The sequence below is a fragment of the Candidatus Palauibacter irciniicola genome (assembly GCF_965208695.1).
GTDB lineage: Bacteria > Gemmatimonadota > Gemmatimonadetes > Palauibacterales > Palauibacteraceae > Palauibacter > Palauibacter irciniicola.
Window position 1 is genome coordinate 958,073 of sequence record NZ_OZ242352.1, and the last position, 19,406, is coordinate 977,478.

The 19,406-nt window shown below is 62.6% G+C and carries 21 protein-coding genes; 11 read left to right on the forward strand and 10 right to left on the reverse strand.

Annotation, left to right across the window (positions count from 1 at the left end; all coding sequences use genetic code 11):
• Positions 1 to 117: 117 nt before the first annotated feature.
• A complete protein-coding gene (locus tag ACOGI9_RS04000; RefSeq protein ID WP_419858597.1) occupies positions 118 to 1,065 on the forward strand; it encodes a hypothetical protein in 948 nt (315 codons plus the stop codon).
• Positions 1,066 to 1,420: 355 nt separating this feature from the next.
• On the opposite strand, the gene ACOGI9_RS04005 is transcribed toward ACOGI9_RS04000, so the two are convergent.
• From ACOGI9_RS04005 to ACOGI9_RS04025, 5 genes are all read right to left on the reverse strand, one after another.
• Positions 1,421 to 1,624 (reverse strand): helix-turn-helix domain-containing protein, encoded by a 204-nt coding sequence (locus ACOGI9_RS04005; protein ID WP_419858598.1) that lies wholly within the window; start codon positions 1,622 to 1,624, stop codon positions 1,421 to 1,423.
• A complete protein-coding gene (locus ACOGI9_RS04010; RefSeq protein ID WP_419858599.1) occupies positions 1,625 to 1,819 on the reverse strand; it encodes a type II toxin-antitoxin system HicB family antitoxin in 195 nt (64 codons plus the stop codon).
• Between the two features lie 391 nt (positions 1,820 to 2,210).
• Positions 2,211 to 3,002 carry a type IV toxin-antitoxin system AbiEi family antitoxin gene (locus ACOGI9_RS04015; protein ID WP_419858600.1) on the reverse strand — a complete coding sequence of 264 codons (792 nt, stop codon included), beginning with the start codon at positions 3,000 to 3,002 and terminating at the stop codon, positions 2,211 to 2,213.
• Between the two features lie 238 nt (positions 3,003 to 3,240).
• The gene (locus ACOGI9_RS04020; protein ID WP_419858601.1) at positions 3,241 to 4,020 is read right to left on the reverse strand and encodes an endonuclease/exonuclease/phosphatase family protein; all 780 of its coding nucleotides are present in this window, start codon (positions 4,018 to 4,020) and stop codon (positions 3,241 to 3,243) included.
• 26 nt (positions 4,021 to 4,046) lie between these two features.
• Positions 4,047 to 4,367 (reverse strand): HigA family addiction module antitoxin, encoded by a 321-nt coding sequence (locus ACOGI9_RS04025; RefSeq protein ID WP_419858602.1) that lies wholly within the window; start codon positions 4,365 to 4,367, stop codon positions 4,047 to 4,049.
• A gap of 318 nt (positions 4,368 to 4,685) precedes the next feature.
• On the opposite strand from ACOGI9_RS04025, the gene ACOGI9_RS04030 reads away from it, so the two are divergent.
• Together ACOGI9_RS04030 and lepB are read left to right on the forward strand one after the other, a co-directional pair.
• The gene (locus ACOGI9_RS04030; protein ID WP_419858603.1) at positions 4,686 to 4,859 is read left to right on the forward strand and encodes a hypothetical protein; all 174 of its coding nucleotides are present in this window, start codon (positions 4,686 to 4,688) and stop codon (positions 4,857 to 4,859) included.
• A 127-nt stretch (positions 4,860 to 4,986) separates the two neighbouring features.
• A complete protein-coding gene (lepB, locus tag ACOGI9_RS04035) occupies positions 4,987 to 5,718 on the forward strand; it encodes a signal peptidase I (protein WP_419858604.1) in 732 nt (243 codons plus the stop codon).
• Positions 5,719 to 5,899: 181 nt separating this feature from the next.
• Here lepB and ACOGI9_RS04040 read toward each other — a convergent pair whose 3' ends face one another.
• Positions 5,900 to 6,094, reverse strand: coding sequence for a type II toxin-antitoxin system HicB family antitoxin (locus tag ACOGI9_RS04040; RefSeq protein WP_419858605.1), 195 nt, complete (start codon positions 6,092 to 6,094; stop codon positions 5,900 to 5,902).
• A 219-nt stretch (positions 6,095 to 6,313) separates the two neighbouring features.
• On the opposite strand from ACOGI9_RS04040, the gene ACOGI9_RS04045 reads away from it, so the two are divergent.
• From ACOGI9_RS04045 to ACOGI9_RS04075, 7 genes are all read left to right on the forward strand, one after another.
• Positions 6,314 to 6,598 (forward strand): type II toxin-antitoxin system HicB family antitoxin, encoded by a 285-nt coding sequence (locus tag ACOGI9_RS04045; RefSeq protein WP_419858606.1) that lies wholly within the window; start codon positions 6,314 to 6,316, stop codon positions 6,596 to 6,598.
• Positions 6,599 to 6,909: 311 nt separating this feature from the next.
• On the forward strand, positions 6,910 to 7,032 hold the full coding sequence (locus tag ACOGI9_RS04050) for a hypothetical protein (protein WP_419858607.1): 123 nt from the start codon (positions 6,910 to 6,912) through the stop codon (positions 7,030 to 7,032).
• Positions 7,033 to 7,157: 125 nt separating this feature from the next.
• Positions 7,158 to 7,556, forward strand: a complete 399-nt coding sequence (locus ACOGI9_RS04055; protein ID WP_419858608.1) for a GxxExxY protein — start codon at positions 7,158 to 7,160, stop codon at positions 7,554 to 7,556.
• 39 nt (positions 7,557 to 7,595) lie between these two features.
• Positions 7,596 to 9,671, forward strand: coding sequence for a RecQ family ATP-dependent DNA helicase (locus ACOGI9_RS04060; protein ID WP_419859232.1), 2,076 nt, complete (start codon positions 7,596 to 7,598; stop codon positions 9,669 to 9,671).
• The gene (locus ACOGI9_RS04065; RefSeq protein ID WP_419858609.1) at positions 9,671 to 10,999 is read left to right on the forward strand and encodes a DNA-processing protein DprA; all 1,329 of its coding nucleotides are present in this window, start codon (positions 9,671 to 9,673) and stop codon (positions 10,997 to 10,999) included. Before ACOGI9_RS04060 ends, ACOGI9_RS04065 begins: the two co-directional genes overlap by 1 nt.
• A gap of 270 nt (positions 11,000 to 11,269) precedes the next feature.
• The gene (locus tag ACOGI9_RS04070; RefSeq protein ID WP_419858610.1) at positions 11,270 to 12,706 is read left to right on the forward strand and encodes an FRG domain-containing protein; all 1,437 of its coding nucleotides are present in this window, start codon (positions 11,270 to 11,272) and stop codon (positions 12,704 to 12,706) included.
• A gap of 551 nt (positions 12,707 to 13,257) precedes the next feature.
• Positions 13,258 to 14,259, forward strand: coding sequence for a hypothetical protein (locus tag ACOGI9_RS04075; RefSeq protein WP_419858611.1), 1,002 nt, complete (start codon positions 13,258 to 13,260; stop codon positions 14,257 to 14,259).
• Between the two features lie 45 nt (positions 14,260 to 14,304).
• Here ACOGI9_RS04075 and ACOGI9_RS04080 read toward each other — a convergent pair whose 3' ends face one another.
• Together ACOGI9_RS04080 and ACOGI9_RS04085 are read right to left on the reverse strand one after the other, a co-directional pair.
• Positions 14,305 to 15,033: a hypothetical protein gene (locus ACOGI9_RS04080; RefSeq protein WP_419858612.1), complete on the reverse strand. Its 729-nt coding sequence runs from the start codon at positions 15,031 to 15,033 to the stop codon at positions 14,305 to 14,307.
• A 187-nt stretch (positions 15,034 to 15,220) separates the two neighbouring features.
• Positions 15,221 to 16,318 (reverse strand): MBL fold metallo-hydrolase, encoded by a 1,098-nt coding sequence (locus tag ACOGI9_RS04085; RefSeq protein WP_419858613.1) that lies wholly within the window; start codon positions 16,316 to 16,318, stop codon positions 15,221 to 15,223.
• A gap of 756 nt (positions 16,319 to 17,074) precedes the next feature.
• On the opposite strand from ACOGI9_RS04085, the gene ACOGI9_RS04090 reads away from it, so the two are divergent.
• The gene (locus ACOGI9_RS04090; RefSeq protein ID WP_419858614.1) at positions 17,075 to 18,382 is read left to right on the forward strand and encodes a hypothetical protein; all 1,308 of its coding nucleotides are present in this window, start codon (positions 17,075 to 17,077) and stop codon (positions 18,380 to 18,382) included.
• 20 nt (positions 18,383 to 18,402) lie between these two features.
• On the opposite strand, the gene ACOGI9_RS04095 is transcribed toward ACOGI9_RS04090, so the two are convergent.
• Together ACOGI9_RS04095 and ACOGI9_RS04100 are read right to left on the reverse strand one after the other, a co-directional pair.
• On the reverse strand, positions 18,403 to 18,819 hold the full coding sequence (locus tag ACOGI9_RS04095; protein WP_419858615.1) for a Bor family protein: 417 nt from the start codon (positions 18,817 to 18,819) through the stop codon (positions 18,403 to 18,405).
• A 299-nt stretch (positions 18,820 to 19,118) separates the two neighbouring features.
• Entirely contained in the window at positions 19,119 to 19,394 is a 276-nt protein-coding gene (locus tag ACOGI9_RS04100) for a hypothetical protein (RefSeq protein ID WP_419858616.1), read from the reverse strand.
• Positions 19,395 to 19,406: the final 12 nt, after the last annotated feature.

A 19,406-nucleotide genomic window follows, 5' to 3' on the forward strand; every position in this document is an offset into this window, starting at 1 on the left:
CCACCAACCCCCAGTGCTATACTCAACACTGACAATGCCGAATCATTGCAAGAACTGCCGGCACGAGAGCAGCCGTGGCGAGCCAGGACGACATTCTCACCATCCCGAGGAAAGATCATGACATCTATCAAAGCGCACGAACACTCTTATCTTGATGCAGTCATCTCTGGAGTTGGAGGAGTAACGACCGTTTCAGATGGTCCAGATAACGGTGCAAACAATTTCGTCGCTTGCGCTTTTTGGAAGGCAATGCGACATTCTACTACGAAAGAGGCCATCAAGAATCTCCTATCTAAACTGCCCAACACACTGGCTTCGAGGAATGATTCAGATTTTGAAATATTAGAGAAGGGGATAGGTCAACTAAATATTTGCGGCCACGGGAACGAAGGTTTCATAACGACAGGTATCGGCCAAGATGGAGTCTACAACGATCAAGCCATCATGACTATTTGGAACGAGGGTTCGTGGGGGTCTGAACTCGACAAACTGAACGGGAAGAAATTTACGATTCTGACATTCTGGTCGTGCAATACTGGAGCCGGTAAAGGAGGGGCTGACTTTCTGTATGCCGTCGCCAAGCGGATAGGCCGACCGGTGCGGGGCAATACAGGATTGTTGTACAGCAATGCAGAATGTAAAGTGTGGTTGGAAAAGGGAGCGCAGTGGCAGGTTGCGACACCGACTAGCCGCCCTACGCCGATCGCGGCACCCACGATGCGGTTCACAGTTATTGATAATAAGACAGTCACTTTCGAGGACGATGACATGATTGATCCGGAGAAATCAACCAAGCTTACGTTGTTGCGGATGAGAGTTGGTCGACACGGATCTGATGAAATCGACGTGCCGGAAGGCGTACAACGAAAGATCATCAGCGATTTGGCGGGAGCGGTAGAGCTAGAGCTTCCTGGCAAGACGCTCGGTTATCGAAGCCACACTATTACGATAGCGCAGAAGGATAGCGATCCAGTCGAGCTTGGAATAATAAATGGCCGGCTGATTGTCGATGGCGACGAGACACGAGGGATAATGATCCCTCCAAGTTTGAGAATATTCCTATAGCCAGGGATGTTTCGCGCTGATGGCCGGATCGGCGTGGTCGCTGGCGGGTCCGAGGAATGGTGGGGGCAAGCCGTGGCGCGTGGCTATGTGGGTGGAAGGGTGGAGGGTTCAGTCGGGTACGCGAGGAAGAAGCTCCGTGGTGGTCGTGGCCCCGTGGGTAAGAACTGACCTGGAGCCGGAAGACATCCGGGCGGTGCTAGCGTTCGCCGGGGCGCGCGAGCGCAGGCTGCTTTCGATCCCGCCCCGGTGACGCTCTCCCGACCGGTGTCCGGTCGCCGACGGCGCCGCCTTCAGTTGGATGACGGCGATGAGACGCGGGAGAATCGGCTTCCGCCACGGTAGCACGGAGGACCGCTCACGCGGCGCGCTCCCCGCTCCATTTTCGGTAACCGGATACACTCATTCCCATTAGGGCCGCCATCTGAGCCTGTGTCAGCTTCGCCTGTTTCCGGACCTCGCGTGGGGTCACCGGCGTGTGTACGATGGCGGGGTTTTCGCCCTTCGCATGAGCCAAGGCTTCGTTCAGCGACTGGATCAGGTCTTCTCCGAACGTACTCATTTATCCCACGCGTTCCGGTACGGGGCGTCCCAACTCGCGTGCCCGGTCGATCCAGAACTGCATCGCATCCTTGATGTTCCTCAAGGCGCTCTCATGGTCGTCACCGTGCGCCATGCGCCCGGGCAACTCGGGCGCCTCGGCGACGAACGCCTGATCTTCGTTGTTCCAGTAGAGAATGATCTCGTACTTGTACATCAGTCGTCTGCTCCCAACTCCCCCCAAAAAAATAACCCCGCCCGAGGCCCATGACGGGCGTGTCCGGCGGGGAGCAAGTGTCGCCAGCATACCAACGGCCCGCGCGGCCGGCAACACTCCGACGAAGCTTGGCCTCCCGCCCGGGCTCCGGGGGATTACCAGAGATGCGTGTCCGTTAGAGCCGAGTGCTCGAGATCGCGTACCGCCTGGATCACCTCCGATCGATCCCGCGCATCCGCCGAAGCCAACCGTCCTTCTGTCTCCGTCAGATCGCGGAGCCACGCATACAGCTGGTGGAGCTGCGCTTCCAGCTCGCTCAGGGACGGCGGCGGGTGGCTCAACAGTCCGATCTGTTCGTCATCCCAATCCTCGCGCGGAGAGAGCCATCGCTCTACCTCCTGACCTCCGAAGGATGGTAGGGCAGCACCGTGTCGGCGACGTTCCAGATCGAATCGTGCCGTCGCAACGTCCGTCTCGGACCGAACCACACCTTCCCTGCGCGTTCAATCCCCAGCCGAGAAGACAAAGCGGGTCCGACTCCGCTCGTAAGGTAAGCCAGACGTACATGAACGGACTTCGGCCGCCCCTTTAGCTCGGTCGCGATCTCATCGTAGCTCGAGAGTTGGATCAGGGCCGGGAGACAGTTCAGCACACCCGACCAGCTCCGGACGTCGGTAGGGCGAGTGGCCAGGTGGACCAGGACGGTGGCCGGCCGGTGGACCGGAAGACCTCCAACGTGAGCTGGATCCAGATGGGCGGTGTGCCGCAGAACGCGGTACTCGCGTCGGAGTGCCGAAGGAATGGGTATTCCGTAGGGCAACGCGACTTCATGCCGGTCAGGAGACCGGTCGGCCAAATCCTGGATCCACAGCGCCGAACCAAGGGCCAGGGCCGCGGGGAGATCTTCGCGGTCGGCCGAGAGGAGCGCTTTGAGGGGGAGGAGTGGGTCCGCATCAGGGATCGCGCCGGCGCGATCCGCCGGAGCGAACTCCCAGGTGCCCCGCACCGGGGTGGGAAGCAGCCATCCGAGCCGAGCGAGGCGGTGCGCAATAATCCTCCCAGGGGTCTTGAGCCCCTGTTCCTCGGCGATGCGTGAGATCTCCTCGAGCGTAACGGTGGGTTTCCGCTCCAGCTCGAGGTGCTCGACGAGCGCGGCAAGCGAAGGCGGGATCGATCTGGCCATGACGTTAACTCGGCTGAGCGTCCTCTTGAATTTGGGAGAAGAAGGAAGCTAGGCCCTGCGAACCCGAGTGTCAACGCGAGCATGGTTGTTACTAAATCAGTAACATAAGCTCATTGTATGACACCCGAAGCTAAGACGTCCTCGGAGCCTGGCCCGCTGTAACACGAGGGTCCGCCGCGATCTCAACCGCGCATCAACAGCTTTCCTGGCCGGTGTCCGGTCGCCGGCGGCGCCGTCTTCAGTTGAACGTGCACACAATGGGAAGGTGGTCGCTCAACCTCCGCTTTCGGGCGAAGACCTCCTCGTGACCCGGTACTCGGGCCTCGGACAAACGATCGAGCAGCGGCGTGTTCACGTAGCAGTAATCCAGCTGATGTCGCACGATCTTCCTCGAGGCCTGAAATGTGGGCACGGGTCCGCCATGATGATGACTCAGACAGTCGGTCAGGTCGAGGGCGTTCAGCCGGTCGATCACTTCCTGCCCCCCTTTGTGCTTCACGGAGCGGTTGAAGTCACCGCCGACGATCCAGTTCGTATCGTCCGAGATACACGCAGCACCGAGCAACGCCCAGAGGATCTCCGTGAACCAGAGCCTGGGGTTGGTCACCAGCTTGATGCCCGACACATTCACATCGGTCCACAGACGCGGTGGGATGGGAAAGGACGGCGCGTGAACCGAGACCACGTGGAACCGCTCTCCCGAGTCAAGCGTGGTCTTGCACCCGACGATCCAACCGGACCGCTCCGTGTGGATCCTGTTGACCCATGCCGACGCCGACTCTAGGTAGGGCGTTGTATCGATCAACCCCTTGGAAAGGACCGCCGTCGAAAACGGCGCGTTGTGGCCCCTGAAGTACCGTGGCGAGACCAGGTGGCACTCGTAGCGGTTCTGGATCCACGTGGGAATTCCCGTGACTTCCTGAAGCAGGACGATGTCCGCATCCTCGCGCCGAACCGTCTCCCATAGCGCGCGACGGGCTTTTCCCGCCTTGTTGACGTTCCATGTGAGCAACTTCATCGGCGTTCCCACCTTCCCACATGGCGTTACCGCGGGGCCGCATCGCGCGCCGCAACGTCCTCGCGCCATCCGCGTGCCCTTCGCGCATGCGCAAGCTCATAGCTCGCCTGCATCCGCATCCAGTGATCGGCCGTACCCCAGCCGAGGGCCTCCAACGCGAGCGCCATGTTTGCCGAGACGCCAGCCTTGCCGTTCAGCAGTCGCGACAGGGTCCCGCGCTCGCACCCGAGGTGCGCCGCCGTCTCCGTCACGTTCCATCCGACCTCGTCCATGCTCTCACGGATCAGTTCGCCCAAGTGCGGGGGGTTCACCATCGCACCCACGCGCTCGCCACCTGTGCCGTTCATGATCTGTTCTCCTTCCCGTCAGTGGTAATCTACCAGATCCACGTCAACGGGTCTCGCCACGCCCGAAGATTCCGTGGCCCTCCGGGGGGGGCCGTCGCGCGGCCCTGGCGGATGGACGACAAGGGGTGCTTGGTCGATTGACTTCGGCAGGACCGATCGCAAGAATCGAGGCGCGGTTGGGAGGGCTGCCTTTGCGGTTCGTTGGGCCTACTGGCTCACCCGGCCGCATTTTTTTTGCCCGGCAACCCTCCGACGAAGCTTGCCTGTCACTGGCCGGTTGGTTCTGGTGGTGGGGCCGGAGCGCTCTTAGGAGGCTGGATGAAGATGAGTAGGGCGACGTGCCGCGCCTTTACACTCTGGCTGGTATGCTCGTTCGTCGCGCTTGTCGCGTTCGATGCTGTGGTCCTCGATATCGGTTCGGTATGGAGAATCGGCTTCATGGCTCTAGGCGGGTCTGCCGGTGCTGTGGTGGTGACCAGGCTAAAGCAGTGACCGCAGCCGCACCGAACGGTGTCCCCTACGCAACGAGTCGGAGGAGGACCCGCACGATCCACGCGGGCGCGCTGCACACGTTGGCCGCCCCAACGATTTTGGAGGCTCCTGACAGGGGATCGAAGCTATGAAGCGACGTCATCGACCGACGAAGAATCCGCCGCGTCCGCCGCGCTTTAGCAAGGCGTGGTTTTTTGATTGGGGTCGCACGGTAGCTCTTGTGACCTTTTTCTTCATCATCGGCCGGACGTTCCTGATGGCCACGTTCGTGATCGATTCGGGCTCGATGGAGGAAACGCTGCTGGTGGGCGACTTTGTGCTGGTGAACAAGGTGTCGCTGGGAGCCCCGATCCCCTTCACGAACTCCAACCTTCCCGGGTACGCTCAACCGGAGCACGGCGACATCATCGTGTTTCGCGCCGACCACTCCCCGGGACTCGACATCGTCAAGCGCACGGTCGGACTGCCCGGCGACACGCTTCGCATGGATGGCGGCATCCTTTACCGGAACGGAGTCGCCATCGATGAGCCCTACGTACGGCGGAATCCACGGATCCCGGACTCTTTCGACCCGATGATGTTGTGGCAAGCGGACTACCTGTTGCCGGAGTTGGCCCGCGACACGTATCAGCCGACGCGCGACAACTGGGGTCCAATCACGGTTCCCGAGGCGCGGTACTTCATGATGGGGGATAACCGGGACGACAGCTTCGACTCGCGGTCGTGGGGCTTCGTGGAACGCCGCAAGATGCAGGGAACGCCGCTATTTCTATACTACTCGTACGACCGTGAAGCCCTGAAGCCGTTTCGCTTCCTGACGGCGATGAGACCGGGGAGAATCGGGCCTCCGCCACGCTAGCCTATTCGCTCTTCCTCTCAGGGCGACGCCAGAAGTGCTCGCCTGACCGCGTTGGGCTCGATGATGCGTTCCGGACCTCGCGTGGGGTCACCGGCGTGTGCGCGATGGCGGGGCCTTCGCCCTTCGCATGAGCCAGGGCTTCGTTCAGCGACTGGATCAGGTCTTCTCCGAACGTACTCATTTATCCCAGGGGTTCCGGTACGGGGCGTCCCAACTCGCATGCCCGGTCGATCCAGAACCGCATCGCATCCTTGATGTTCCTCAAGGCGCTCTCGTGATCGTCACCGTGCGCCATGCACCCGGGCAAGTCGGGCGCCTCGGCGACGACAGCCTGATCTTCGTTGTTCCAGTAGAGAATGATCTCGTACTTGTACATCAGTCGTCTGCTCCCATCTCCCTCCCTTGCTCGTCCTGAAGAAGACATGAAACGAGCGGGGAGGCGCTAGGACGGCCTCTCGACGGGGAAGGTAGCGTTCCTTCGTACCTGCGGACCTCCCCTGAATTGGGGGGTTGGCAGGCCGCCCCGGCGCCGCACATTACTCCCGGAGGGCGGCGCGTCTCGGACTGGTTGCGAGAGGGATGCCGGAACGCTAGGGTGCGCGCCCTCGTACCCAAGACTTCTGAATCCGAAACAAGAGGAAAAGCCGGAGTGAGTCTTGTAAACTACTACATGGGATTGCCTTACGGAGTCGATGTCATACATGAGGAGTCGGGCGATGCTCCTCCGTACGTAGCTTTCGTCCGAGAACTACCGGGCTGCATGGCACAGGGTCGCACACCTGCTGAGGCTCTCGAGGAGCTTCATGAGGCCAAGTACCTGTTCATCGAGGCGATGCTCGATCATGGCGTCCCGATTCCAGCGCCGCCTTCGATCAGATGATCGATACGATGCCTTGAATCCACGTCCAAGTCCCAGGAGCGAGTGTCCCCTGTGTGGCGACGAGTCGGTCACTACGGAGTGGAACCGGGATTCCTTCGAATACGGAACCGCGGATTCGGCGGTCGTCCTCGAGGGTTGCGGGGACTCGTGACGGTGGAGCCGTGACCGGCCGGGCTCACGGTCGGGGGAATCGATCCTACGGGCGCACGACTCGCGAGATCGACGTAACGGGGCGGCCTCCCGGGCAACAGGTCAACGTTCCTCCGGACGCGAGGTCGGTCCGCTGGTGGGACGAGGCCGGAGTAGAGCAGGTGACGGAGTACAAGACGCACCGCGAAGTCGTGGCCGCGCTCGTGGAGCTGGGGTTCGAGGTCGCCTACCGCGCTCCGGCGTGGAGACGGCGGCAGGTATGGAAACGGCGCCGACAGAGATGACGCCGAACGCAGCAGGAGCTACACGAGCGATATGACGTGCCGTCGCGAGCGCCGGGTTTCGAGGGTGCTACTCTGCAGGCGCTAAGCTGGAGCGCTTTTCCAGGCCGTGAAGAAAAGGGGGTCTCTTGAACGAACCGCATGATCTGGCGATTGCCGCGGCGGAAACTGTGTACACCGTGCTTGGTGGCGGGTATCACGAATCGGTATACGAGAAGGCGATGGCAGTGGAGTTCAGGGACACGGTGGCTGAAGTGGAGGGGTTTCGGTACAGCGTGGAGCGGAATGTCGAGATCATGTACCGGGATCACGCCATCGGCCTACAGCGGCTGGACTTCGATATCGAGCTTGACGGCTTCAGGCTGGCTGTCGAGCTAAAGGCCGGAACGCGTCTCACCCCCAGCCACAAAGCGCAGACACGGGCGTACTTGCGGACCACGGGGTACGATGGCGCTGTCCTCATCAACTTCCCGCCCGATGGTACGGGTGTCGAGTCGTGCTATATCGACGGTTCGACCGCCGAATGACGTACTGCCTTCCGAAAGCGTAGCCTCGCATTGCCAACTCTGGCCTACGACTCACGACGAGCTCTCGACCTCCTCCGGCTCGGCACCGGGATACCCAGCGCCACGTTTCGACCGGGACAGGAAGAAGCCATCCGCCACGTCGTTGAAGGGCGGGGGAGGCTGGCGGTCGTCGAGAAAACGGGCTGGGGCAAGAGCTTCGTCTATTTCATAGCGGTCAAGCTCCTGCGGGAAGCAGGGGCTGGCCCTGCCCTGTTGGTGTCTCCCTTGCTGTCCCTGATGCGGAACCAGATTCAGGCCGCCACGCGGATGGGGGTCCATGCCGCGAGCATCACCTCGGAGAACGAGGACGATTGGCCATCCGTAGAAGCGACGTTGGACCGAGACGAGGTGGACATCCTGCTCATCGCTCCGGAACGGCTGGCCAACGAGCACTTTCGACGGGAGGTCCTGGCGAGGATCGCCGAGCGCGTCTCCATGCTCGTGATCGACGAGTGTCACTGCATCTCGGACTGGGGACACGACTTCCGACCCACGTACCGGCTGATCGAGCGTTTCGCGCGCACGCTTCCGCCGAACATGAGGCTGTTGGCAACAACCGCGACCGCCAACGATCGAGTGATGGACGACCTCCGCGAGGTTCTCGGCCCGGACCTGCAAGTGCAGCGGGGGCCGTTGGCGCGGCCCTCGCTCGCTCTGCAGACGATACGGCTCCCCCGCCAGTCCCAGCGGCTGGCCTGGCTCGGGCGAACGATTCCACTCCTTACGGGCCACGGAATCATCTACACGCTCACCAGGCGCGACGCGAGGATCGTTGCGGACTGGCTCCAGTCACGGGGTATCGATGTCAGACCCTATACGGCGGGGCTGCCGGAAGAGGAACGAGAAAACCTGGAGCAGGCGCTGCTCGAGAACAGGGTGAAGGGCCTCGTGGCCACGGTCGCTCTGGGAATGGGCTTCGACAAGCCGGATTTGAGCTTCGTCATCCACTATCAGACCCCCGGTTCGGTCGTGGCCTACTACCAGCAGGTGGGCCGCGCAGGCCGGGCCCTCGAGACCGCGTACGGTGTCCTCCTGAGCGGCGAGGAGGAAACCGACATCACGGACTACTTCATCAACACGGCTTTCCCTACCGAGGAGGAGGTGCGAGAAGTAATCGCGGCGCTGGAGGAGGAGCCCGCGGGCCTTTCTCTTCCTCAGCTTCTTGGGCGCGTCAACCTCACCTTTGGTCGCGTCGACCGCGCCATCCGCCTGCTTTCGCTCGAGTCGCCGGCACCGGTCGTGAAGGAGGGGACGAAGTGGCAGCTCACGGCCGCCACGTTACGTTCTTCCTTCCGGGAACGCGCGGATCGGCTGACGGAGGTGCGGCAGGAGGAACAACGCCAAATGATGCAGTACGTGGAATTGGAACACGGACACATGGAGTTCCTGATCCAGGCGCTCGACGGTGATCCGGAAGGCGTTGAGCCACCGCCGCTTCCACTGCTCTCGACAGAGGCGAGTCCGGACGCCGAACGAGAGGCGCTGGCCTTCCTGCGCCGATTGGATCTCCCTCTCCAACCTCGGGCGCGGTGGCCGTTGGACGGCTTGCCGCAATATGACGTGCGAGGGACGATTGCGGTGGAGCATCGGGCGGAAGAAGGGAGAGCGCTTTGTCTCTGGGGAGACGGGGGATGGGGTCAAATGGTCCGCGCCGGCAAGCAGGAGATCGGAAGATTCGAGGACGAACTTGTCGACGCCTGCGTCCGGCTCGTCCGTCGATGGAGCCCCGATCCGAGGCCTGAATGGGTAACGTGCATTCCATCGCTCCAGCATCCTGACCTTGTGCCCGATTTCGCCCAGCGTCTGGCGAGCAGCCTCGGCTTGCCCTTTCATCCGGCTCTCGAGCAGATCCGGGCTCGCCCCGAGCAGAAGTCGATGGCCAACAGCCTGCACCAGGCACGAAACCTCGACGGTTCTCTCGCGGTTACTCTCGAGTCGCTCCCGGCGGCTCCTGTGCTCCTTGTGGATGATGTCGTCGGGTCGCGCTGGAGCTTCACGGTGGGGGCGTGGCTGCTGCGCGAGCATGGCAGCGGGGAGGTCTGGCCGCTGGCCCTATCATCGCTGGGGCGAAACTGATGAACGGCGAGCTCACTCCGAACGCCAAGGCGATCCTGCTTCTGACCGCCCCATTCCTGGGCGGGAAGTCCAAGCGCTCGGTGAAACCCCTTTCCCTCGGCGACTACGGAGATCTGGCAAGGCATCTCCGCAAGACCGGGTGGCAGCCAGCGGACCTGTTCGAGCCGCGGGCGTTGGAGGAACTCGGGCAATCCTGGCCGAGGGTGGACATCGACCGTGTCCAACGGCTTCTCGGCCGAGGATTTCTTCTCGCGGAGGCCATGGAGCGTTGGCGCGCGCGCGCCATCTGGGTCGTGACGCGGGCGGACTACGACTATCCGCGGCGGCTGAAGAAGCGGATGCGGGACAAGGCGCCGCCGGTGCTGTACGGGTGCGGAGACCGCGCGATGGTCGACGCGGGCGGGCTGGCCGTGGTCGGCTCCAGACACGTGAACCAGGAGCTCCTCCGGTACACAGAGGACGTTGGACGCCTCGCCGCCGAAGGGGACGTCCCCATCGTCTCGGGTGGGGCCCGCGGGGTTGACCAAGCCGCGATGCGGGGAGCTCTCTACGGGGGCGGGCGAGCGCTCGGCGTGCTCGCCAACGGTCTTGAGCGAGCGGCCCTGAACAGGGAGAACCGCGTGCCGCTCATGGATGGGCGGCTGGTTCTGCTGTGCCCCTACGATCCCGCGGTCCGTTTCCTGGCCGGATACGCGATGCAGCGCAACAAGCTGATCTACGCCCTCGCGGACGCGGCGCTGGTCGTGAATTCCGATCACGGACGCGGAGGCACCTGGGCGGGCGCGACCGAACAACTGGAAAGACTCGGCTTTGCGCCCGTGTACGTCCGGCGCACCTGGGAGCCCTGCGCCGGGCTCGAGGCACTGGCCAAAAGAGGCGCGGCGTCCTGGCCGGATCCGCGGACGCCGGCGGATATGCGCGCAATCGTATCATCCGACCGACCGGTTCTGGAGCCGGTTGGGCCGTTTCAACAGGACCTCTTTCGCCGGCGGAGGGCGGATTCCACGGTGGCCGAACGGGACGCTGCAGTGAGCGCCGCTGATGAGCGCCCGGAAGTCCCCACGCGCGAGCTTCCGTCCCCAAAGCGCCTCGCGCCGAAGGCGGTCAAGGCGGCAACGCGGCTGCTTCCCGTCCTGATCGGTGAAATGACCCGGCGCGAGATTCTGGCGGCCCTGGGGCTCCAGAACCCTGGCCACCTCCGGGAGGGCTATCTGAAGCCGTGCCTCGGCGAAGGCTGGATCGAGATGACGAATCCCGAGAAACCCAGCAGCCGGAACCAGCGTTTCCGGATTACTCCAGAGGGAAGGGCCTTTCGGGAAGCTCCATGATTTTCGCGGACCAGCCGAACTCGGGAACGCGGATCTTCGAACAAGATCGCGGGGTGGCCTATCGAGCGCGCCGGTAGGGAAGATCGCGAATCGCAAGGCCTCACCACCCTCCGCAACGGACTGCTCCTGCAGCTCATCTCCAGCGACCTGTTGGTGCCGGGTGCGAACAGTCACTGTGGAAGCTTCGGGCATTTGAGGCGGTCAAGCGGACTGTTCTGATACGATAGGTTCCGTGCGCGATCTGAGACCTTTCTACGGGGAATAGCGGCCATGGCAAAACGGGAGCATGTCGAGTTGTTTCTACAGGGCGTGGAGCAATGGAATCAGAGGGCAAAAGATGGATCCACGTACGGAGCAGACTTGACCAACATAAACCTCGGCTATGCGCTAGTTGAGCGTTACGGAGAGGGCCGAGTGCCTTCCTATGCGAAGATCGACTTGCGAGCGACCGATCTGCGCGGCGCGAGCTTCGTCCTCCCGGACGGGATGCCCCTGTTCCGTCCCGGCTTGGACCTGAAGGGCGCGTGGTTCCTCGGAGCCCGAGCAAGCGGAGCTGTCTTCTTCAATTCAAATCTCACTGACGCAATCTTCACGCAAGCGGATTTGCGCGGAGCGGACTTCTCGGGAGCTGTTCTAGACAACGCCCTCTTCTTCCAAGCCGACCTAGCGGGATCGAATCTCACTGCGACACGACCTTGGCGCTCCCGCCTAATATTGGAAGCGCACCGTTCAGGTGCGGTCGAGCCGCATGAGATGATGCGCGTCGAAAGCGTTGAGAAGATGATAGAGTGGTGTCAGAGATTGCGACGGGCGCATGAAGATGACCCCCAGGGTGTTCGCTTCTACTACCGCGGGCAAGCGAAAGAATGGAAGCTACATCCGACAGTGATGCGATCAGCGTTGCGACGAGTCGAGGGTCGGATGCTGAAGGACGCAATGACCTATCGTCCAGAGGACTTCGCCGACGCGCACTCAGCGATCTCCCAATGGGTGCTCGCGCAGCACCATGGGCTGAAGACGCGCCTGCTTGACATCACTCGGAACCCGCTAGTCGGTCTCTATTACTCGTGCGAGGAAAAGCATGGAGAAGAATCGCGGGACAGCGTGGTCCATGTGTTTGCGGTCCCGAGACCGCTTGTGAAGGCTTTTGACAGTGACGCGATTAGCGTAGTGGCGAACTTCGCCAAACTGAATGCCTGGGAGCAGGACCTGCTCCTTGGGAAGCGGCGGCTCCAATTCGACCAACTGCGACCTTACGGGTTGCTTCGGGGAGATTACGAGAGGGCCATTCGACGGCTGCTAGGCTTGATCAGACAAGAAAAACCTCGTTTCGAGGCCGCCATAGATCCGCGAGACCTGTTCAAGGTGTTTGTGGTTGAACCGCAGCAGTCGTTCGAGAGAATTCGAGCCCAGTCGGGTGCGTTCCTTGTCTCAGCGTTTCACAAGAGGCTTGAACGCGAGTGGGTGCTCCGGTGGAACGAGCGGATACCGACCTACGATCACTACGTTTTGGAAGTGCCGGCGGCGGCGAAAAGGTGCATTCGGGAAGAACTCAATCTCATGGGAGTGACACGGGAAGCGTTGTTCCCCAGCCTGGACGAGGCGGCACGAGCCATCACGGTCGAAGCCCAAGCGGCGGCACGGAAACGGTCGGAGGGGAATCTGCGGTGGCATCTGGGAAACCACGGCATTGAAGTACGGATGTGACTAGTAAGCTCCGCGAACCAGATGATGTGCAGCGACACCATGGGTGCCGCCATTCTGCGCTGTCCTGACGACCGCCGGACGGTTGCAAGGCCGCGATCCCCGCTCGGTCGGCATCTCCAGCGTCGCTGCGGCCTTGGAGACAGATGTTCTGATACGGTAATCACCTGACAGGTGCCCCCCCGAAAATGGGGGACGGTGGCCACCCGGCCTCCGCCGCTACTGCCGGGGGAGTTTCGGATTTCGGTTCCCGAACACGTTCCTGAGCAACCCCAGACGACCTCCCCGTCCGTAACTCGGCTGTTGCCGACGTACGGAAAGCCGCCGCGATCGACGAGACCCTGCCGGGGTCGGCGGGCGGCAGCCCTCCCCCTTAAGCGCAAGAGCCCCGCGGACAAAACCGTCTCGGAGCCCTGCCTCAACGTCTTGCCGAGTAGCCTGTTGTCAAGAACAGCTTGGCCTCCCGCCCGGGCTCTGGGTATTCTGGGACATGAAATTGATCCAGAGCTTCTGGCCGCGTCTCAACTCCCAACACCGCTGAAAGGAACACGTCCATGCCACTCGAGCCTACTGACCACGATCTCGTTGAAGCCAGCAAGGCGCTTCGCGTCGCCCAAGCGTTCAACGTCAAAGATCTTCAACGACCCGATCTCGGTGATGAACTCAATTTCAAGATGATGGAGAGAACCAATCGACTCATTGTTGGTCTTCTCCGTTCCGTCGAAATCGAAAAACTCATCGATCTCCCTCGTGAACACGTTTCTCGCATCACGCAGTACAGTAATTCCGCCAACGACCTATTTACCAACATCAAAGACTTCAGTGCATTGGGTGGTGGCGATACGGCGGAACGCCGTAATCAACTGCTGAGTCATGGCGACAGTCTGTACAATCAGATGGCGAACGACTTCGTTCCCATCGTACAGCTATTGGATCACCTGTATCCACAATCCAAGAGTCGATCAAGTCTGCAAAGAGAAATGCAGAAAGAGCTTGCGGGGATGAAGGCACTTCACGCTGAGGGCGTAAAAAGTGTCACCGCAATCAAAGCTCTTGCCGGCGAAGGGGGAACAGTATCGACGGGAAAGGAATTCGAAACCGCCGCTTCGAGACACTTGACAACCGCCGGCAAGTGGCGCAATGGAACTATTGCCGCCGTATCGTTGTTGCTTGCCTACGTCCTCAGCCTCTTGATATGGCCAAATCTTTGGCATGATGCTCTCGGGACGGATCAATACCCTGAAAGTATTCAACGGGGACTGAGCAAGTTCCTCGTGTTCGTCACACTATCCTATGGCGTTTACATGTGCGTTCGTAACTTTTTCGCACATCAACACAACGCCATCGTGAATCAACACCGACACAACGCGCTACGGACGCATCAAGCCCTTGCTGAAGCCGCCCATGACACTGGCAACAAGGACACGATACTCACGCACGCGGCAGCCTGCATCTTCGCGCCACAGCCCACCGGCTACACAAAAGACAGCTCAGAAGGACTTGCTCTTCCGTCCAACTCGATTATCGGTCTGGTGAAGACGGCAAATGAGACGTAGCAGGGGGTTCGCGGCCGAGGTTCGAACCGTATTGCGAACCACCTGTTATTCCGCCTCTAGCAATTGAAAGAACACCTCGCAGTAGTACCGAGCTCGGATCCGCACGAACCTGGGGAGTACGCGATAAGCGATTACGAAGAGGGGGACGGGAAGGAGCGACGCGACGATCGGCCACACCAGATTTGAGTCAGCCCAGCGATATGCAGCCCATGTACCAGCACAACTCAACACGGACACCGAGAGCCACAGCGGGCGCATCCCGGCGAAGTTTCGGGCACTGCCGTATCGGATACTCTCTTCGTCGTGACGTGCTTGGCTGTCGCCGTGGCGAAAGCGGTTTCGCAGACGTTCCACAGCGTCGTTGATGGTTGCGCGGATTGCAGCGCGGTCCCCGCGGTCCACCTCGGTCTGGAGATCAAGTCCGGTCACCTGCTCTACCTTAGTGTACCACAGGGCCCGCTGCTGCGGGGAAGTGTCGGGGTTGTCCGGCATCAGGCGGACATGCGTGGGCGCATCGAACGGCCAATCTGGCCAGAGTTGCTCTTGCAGGCGGTTGCCCATAGCCGAAGCGAAGTTTGCCAGCACGAATGCACCCAAGGCGCACGCGCCGGTCGTGCCTCCGAGCACAAGTCCCCATTCTTGGAGATTGCCTCCTAGCGCAAGAATCAGTGGCAGGAACGGAAGAAACGATGCAAGGGCAGGCGCAAGTCGCGCCCTACGGTCGTATTCGCTGCTCAACTTCATCACACTTAGCCAATTCTTCATGTTGTCCAAGCTCTCTCCCTTGTTTAGCGCGTGCATCCCATAAGGCTTAGTGAGCAACTAGCCAACATCGCATCCGATGCGTTCTTCCTGTAAGGGCTCAGCTCAGGATGCGTGAACCTGAAGTGCGACCATATGACGAAGGGCCGTCAGTCGTCCCCGGTACCGTGACTTGATGGCGTCACCGGTGCTCAATCCGCTACTCCTCTTCTTGGTCTTCGGGATACGGAAGTGGATCAACGGGCACGGCGTCGTCCCTAGGTGGAGCGTTCTTCGAGGTTCGCAAGTACGTCCCTCGTTGCCCGGTGGTCTGCCTTACATCTGCGCCGCGATGAATCAAACCGCGCACCACCGCGCGCCGCGGGTGGTCCGTGTCGTCCGGATTGGCGCTGACGTACGCGCGGAACCTGCCTTGGCCCTTCGGCAACTGCTGCGGGAGGCGAGGTCCCAACCACCGGTCAAGCACTTCAGTCGACACGTTCCGCCGAGATCCGTGATGCGGAACATCGAAGCGGTCGATGCCGGGCAGCCGGAGCCCGACGGCAGGAGCGAAGTCGGCGGCCTCACTGAGGCCGTCTCGGCCCACATCACCTGTGAGCAGAATCTTCGTATCGCACAGACTGCCGTACTGCACGACGCTCATCTCGTTCTCCACGGTCGTCGGCTCGGCCGAAAAGACCTCGTCGCCCCACGCGGCCTTGGCGTAGGCGACGACCTTAGCTGCCAGTCTGTGAAGGGGTCCGAGAAGCCCCATGCTGGTTGCGGGTGCTTGTTTCGGTGTCTTGTCAGAGTCCACGATCAGTCGGAGGTACCGCGCCCTCGACGGGGCGAGGACCGTGAACGCGCCGATCCTTGCGCCCTGGAGAGGCTCGTAGATGGGGATCGCGCGGCGCTCCGCGATCTCTTCCAGTGCCGCGACGTTCGGATATGCTTCGCGCAGGGCTTTCTCCAGGCCGCTGACCGTTGTGAACCGCGCGAAATGATCTAACAGTTCGGCGGCGTAGAGCCAGGGGCGCAGCATCCACAGACCGCCCCGGGGGTGCACCGCACATTCTTCCAGAACCGTCCTCAGGCCTCCGGCGTGATCGCCATCCGGATGGGTGAGGACGACATGGTTGACTCCCGTGCCACCGTAGTACTTCCGAAGGTGAGCCACGACATGCGGCCCGTCCTCCTGAAAGCCTCCGTCCACGACGTGTACGTAGGTGCCTCCGTCCCGTTCGTAACGCAGAGCGATCGCATCACCGCTCTGGGCTTCGCCAACGCTCAAGAAGTCGATCTCGAAGTAGGACTCCATTCCTCTCAACCTTTCATCGGCCGCGCATTCGGCAGCCTGTCGGTGAGGAGCATGTCCCGGAACTCCTCTAGTATCGTGTCTGCGATGGTCGCCGTGTGGTCCTCGTCACCGACCAGTCGCCTTGCCATTCTCGTCTCGCGCGCAAGCGATTCCGCGATCACAAAGTCGATCCTTCGCGGCCGCCAGGAGGCGGACGTACCTGACCGGCGCTCGCTCTCCGATGCGATGATTCTTGTCCCTCCTCTCCCTTGCTCTTCCGGACGAAGACGTGAGACGGGCGGGGAGTCCCAGGCGGCCTTCTCGGCTCGCAACCTAGCGGCCTCTCGCGCGCGAGTAACTCCCCCGAATTGGGGGTCCCGCCGCCCCCCCGCGGCGCGGCGCATCCGCCCCCCGGGCAACGCCGCCCCCGCGCGCCGCCAGCCCCCATTCCCGGCCCCCCCATTTCGGGTGACCCCCCCATTTGGGTGGTTGTGGGGGGCGCGTAAAGGCTTATTTAGTAGTGCTTTCCGGTGTAGTCCGTCCCTTTTCGAATGGCGCGGGTCCGTCTCGATATGCTCGATGCGGGATCATCTGAAGGCACACAGATTTGCGGCCGTAGGCGGGCGTTTGGCGCGTCCGTTGGGCTCCGCCTAGGCTACCCCCCCCCCCCCCAATTTTGGGCGTCAGCCAGCAGCCGGGCGGCTTCTAGCAGGCACAGGAAGGACAGCAGCGCCACCGGCGGACGGGCCTCCCGGGGAGGCCGGCGCCGCGCACTCGATGCACGCCGCCCGGCCTGACTCGCCCGCCGCCGGGGCCGACTCCCGTGCCCGGCGGCCCGGCGGACGGGGCGTCTTCCTCGCGCGGGCGCGCACGCTCGCATCCGGCGTCTCGCTCACGGCCGCCCTCCCGCTCACGGCCGCCCTCCCGCTCGCAACCGGCCTCCCGCTCGCAACCGCCCTCGCCCTCGCGGCCACCGCCACGCTGGCGGCCACCACAACGCCCACCCCGGCGCAAGCCCAGGAAGCCACCCCCCGCCTCCTCACCGGCCTCACGGCCGAAGCCGGCCCCGGCGGCGTCGCCCTCGCCTGGACCGTCGACGAGGACCGCGCGCACCGCATCGCGGGCTTCACCTGCGTCTACCGCACCCCGGCCCACCTCAGGACCGGCGTCTCCGGCGCCGTCCCCTGCGGGCCCCAGCGCAGCCCGGCGGACGCCCGCCAGGCCACCGTCGCCGGCCTGCCGGAGTACGGCGACTACGACTTCGAACTCGTCGCCGTCGAGCGGCCGGGCGGCCCCGCCATCCCGTGGCCCCAGCGGGCCCTGCGCGCGCGGGTCACCGTCACCGAGGCGCTGGCGGGGCCGGCCGGGCCGGAAAGCGCGGTCACCGGCGCGGGACCCCTCGTCGAGGGCTGCGGCCCCGCCGACGTCCCCGGCACGGCCCCGGCCCCCCCGCGCCCCTGGCGCCTGGACGACATCGTCTCCGCCGCCCACCTCACCCACTACCCCGGCCGCGGCTGGACCCCGGGAGGCGACCCGCAGGCGCCCCCCGCCTGGCCCGACATGCCGCCCATGACCGACCTCATGGCGGAGACCGATCTCGACCCCGAGCCGTTCCGCCGCGTGCTGGCCGGGGAGGCCGCCCCCGGCGAGGCCCTGCAGCGCACCCTCGCCGACGCCCGCTTCGACGCCGTCCTCGCGCGCGCCGGCGCCGCCACCAAGGCGCTCCTCCGCCCCGCCCCCGGCGGCGGCTGGGAACTGCGGCTCCACACCAGCTATCCGTTCGGCGCCGACTACCTCTACGAACCCCGGCACGCCGTGTCCGGCTGGGCCGACGCCGGCCACGACGCGGCCTGGCCCGAGGCGTTCAACCGCGTCGACTGCCCCCCGCTCCACTGGCCCGACGGCACCCACGACGTCGCGCTCGCCCTCTCCGGCGAGGCGGGCGGCGGGCGGCGCCTCGCACACTCCGGCTACGGCTGCTGGGCGGTGGCCCCGGTCGGGATGTTCCCGGAGCGCGTCGTCGCCACCAAGAGCGGACTGTCGTTCGATGGGGAAGAAGAGGAACGGGACATCGCCGAAGTTTGACGAGTACGGAACGGTCGAACTCAAGGAGCCGAAAGCGACGGTCCGGGAACCGCTTGAGCCACCTGAACGCTGTCCGGCGGTTCACCCCCCATCTCCGCTGCCCCAGCCTTAGGTCCGGCGCCGTCATCATCCTGCCCATCCTGATTGCCGCAAACGAGTCGTACCGTTACCGGCGTATAGATGCCAAGTGTAAGCAAACCGATCAACTGGTTCACGAACGACAATTCGGTCTGGACCACGGCAACTCCCGAATCCCCGCAGTCATCTTCTGCCTCCACATCCGATGCTGGTACAAGTCCGTTGATCCATGTCGCCTTAGATTGCGACGTATTCACAGGTCCGGGCTGGATGCCGGTGCGCACCGTGGTCTTGTAACAACCAGCAAGTACGAACGCCAAAACGAGTACGATACTGGTGCCGCGAATCGAGTTGCCCATGATCCTTCCTTTTCCTAAACGAGTGAATAAAGAACTACCAACCAACACAACTACGTTGTTAAGGCCACAATCAAGAAGCGCGTTCCCGGTATCCCCGCCGCCACAACCCGAAGGGTCGAACCGAGTTGTGAGGCAACACATGGCAACGTTCCCGGTGCAAGAATCCGCCACCGCTGCTTCCGTCACCCCCCAAAACACACCTTCGACCGTTTACGCCTGCCCAACCATTGATGTTCGCTCCCTTGATGTTAATGTGTCCCATGTAAGCAGCTTCATTATTGTTTCGCTCCTAGGTTAGGTCACTTGGCAGACGGGCGGTCAACGTTTTCTGTCTTCAATGTTTCCGTCTCGCGGTACTGCTCGATGAGCCGAGTGATCTCCGCGAGAGAGAACCCGGTATCCTCCCTCAGGATCCGTTCGACGCGCGACTTGCCGGACTTGTTCAGGTTGTAGTAGTCGCTCTGCTCCAGTACGAACTCGATGTACCTTTGACGGACTTTCTTCATCATCGTGCTTGTGCAGAAGTCATCGCGGAACCTGCTCCAGGTCGCCCGCCGCGCGCTCGCCTGCATCATCTCGGAAGTCAT

What these genes read in the sequence shown, in the direction of transcription:
- ACOGI9_RS04040 (WP_419858605.1), bottom strand. Translation starts at nt 6,094, where the DNA reads ATGTACAAGTACGAGATCATTCTCTACTGGAACAACGAAGATCAGGCT.
- ACOGI9_RS04025 (WP_419858602.1), bottom strand. Translation starts at nt 4,367, where the DNA reads ATGAACGGCACAGGTGGCGAGCGCGTGGGTGCGATGGTGAACCCCCCG.
- ACOGI9_RS04100 (WP_419858616.1), bottom strand. Translation starts at nt 19,394, where the DNA reads ATGATGCAGGCGAGCGCGCGGCGGGCGACCTGGAGCAGGTTCCGCGAT.
- ACOGI9_RS04065 (WP_419858609.1), top strand. Translation starts at nt 9,671, where the DNA reads ATGAACGGCGAGCTCACTCCGAACGCCAAGGCGATCCTGCTTCTGACC.
- ACOGI9_RS04010 (WP_419858599.1), bottom strand. Translation starts at nt 1,819, where the DNA reads ATGTACAAGTACGAGATCATTCTCTACTGGAACAACGAAGATCAGGCG.
- ACOGI9_RS04030 (WP_419858603.1), top strand. Translation starts at nt 4,686, where the DNA reads ATGAAGATGAGTAGGGCGACGTGCCGCGCCTTTACACTCTGGCTGGTA.
- lepB (WP_419858604.1), top strand. Translation starts at nt 4,987, where the DNA reads ATGAAGCGACGTCATCGACCGACGAAGAATCCGCCGCGTCCGCCGCGC.
- ACOGI9_RS04085 (WP_419858613.1), bottom strand. Translation starts at nt 16,318, where the DNA reads ATGGAGTCCTACTTCGAGATCGACTTCTTGAGCGTTGGCGAAGCCCAG.
- ACOGI9_RS04005 (WP_419858598.1), bottom strand. Translation starts at nt 1,624, where the DNA reads ATGAGTACGTTCGGAGAAGACCTGATCCAGTCGCTGAACGAAGCCTTG.
- ACOGI9_RS04070 (WP_419858610.1), top strand. Translation starts at nt 11,270, where the DNA reads ATGGCAAAACGGGAGCATGTCGAGTTGTTTCTACAGGGCGTGGAGCAA.
- ACOGI9_RS04015 (WP_419858600.1), bottom strand. Translation starts at nt 3,002, where the DNA reads ATGGCCAGATCGATCCCGCCTTCGCTTGCCGCGCTCGTCGAGCACCTC.
- ACOGI9_RS04020 (WP_419858601.1), bottom strand. Translation starts at nt 4,020, where the DNA reads ATGAAGTTGCTCACATGGAACGTCAACAAGGCGGGAAAAGCCCGTCGC.
- ACOGI9_RS04095 (WP_419858615.1), bottom strand. Translation starts at nt 18,819, where the DNA reads ATGGGCAACTCGATTCGCGGCACCAGTATCGTACTCGTTTTGGCGTTC.
- ACOGI9_RS04000 (WP_419858597.1), top strand. Translation starts at nt 118, where the DNA reads ATGACATCTATCAAAGCGCACGAACACTCTTATCTTGATGCAGTCATC.
- ACOGI9_RS04075 (WP_419858611.1), top strand. Translation starts at nt 13,258, where the DNA reads ATGCCACTCGAGCCTACTGACCACGATCTCGTTGAAGCCAGCAAGGCG.
- ACOGI9_RS04090 (WP_419858614.1), top strand. Translation starts at nt 17,075, where the DNA reads ATGCACGCCGCCCGGCCTGACTCGCCCGCCGCCGGGGCCGACTCCCGT.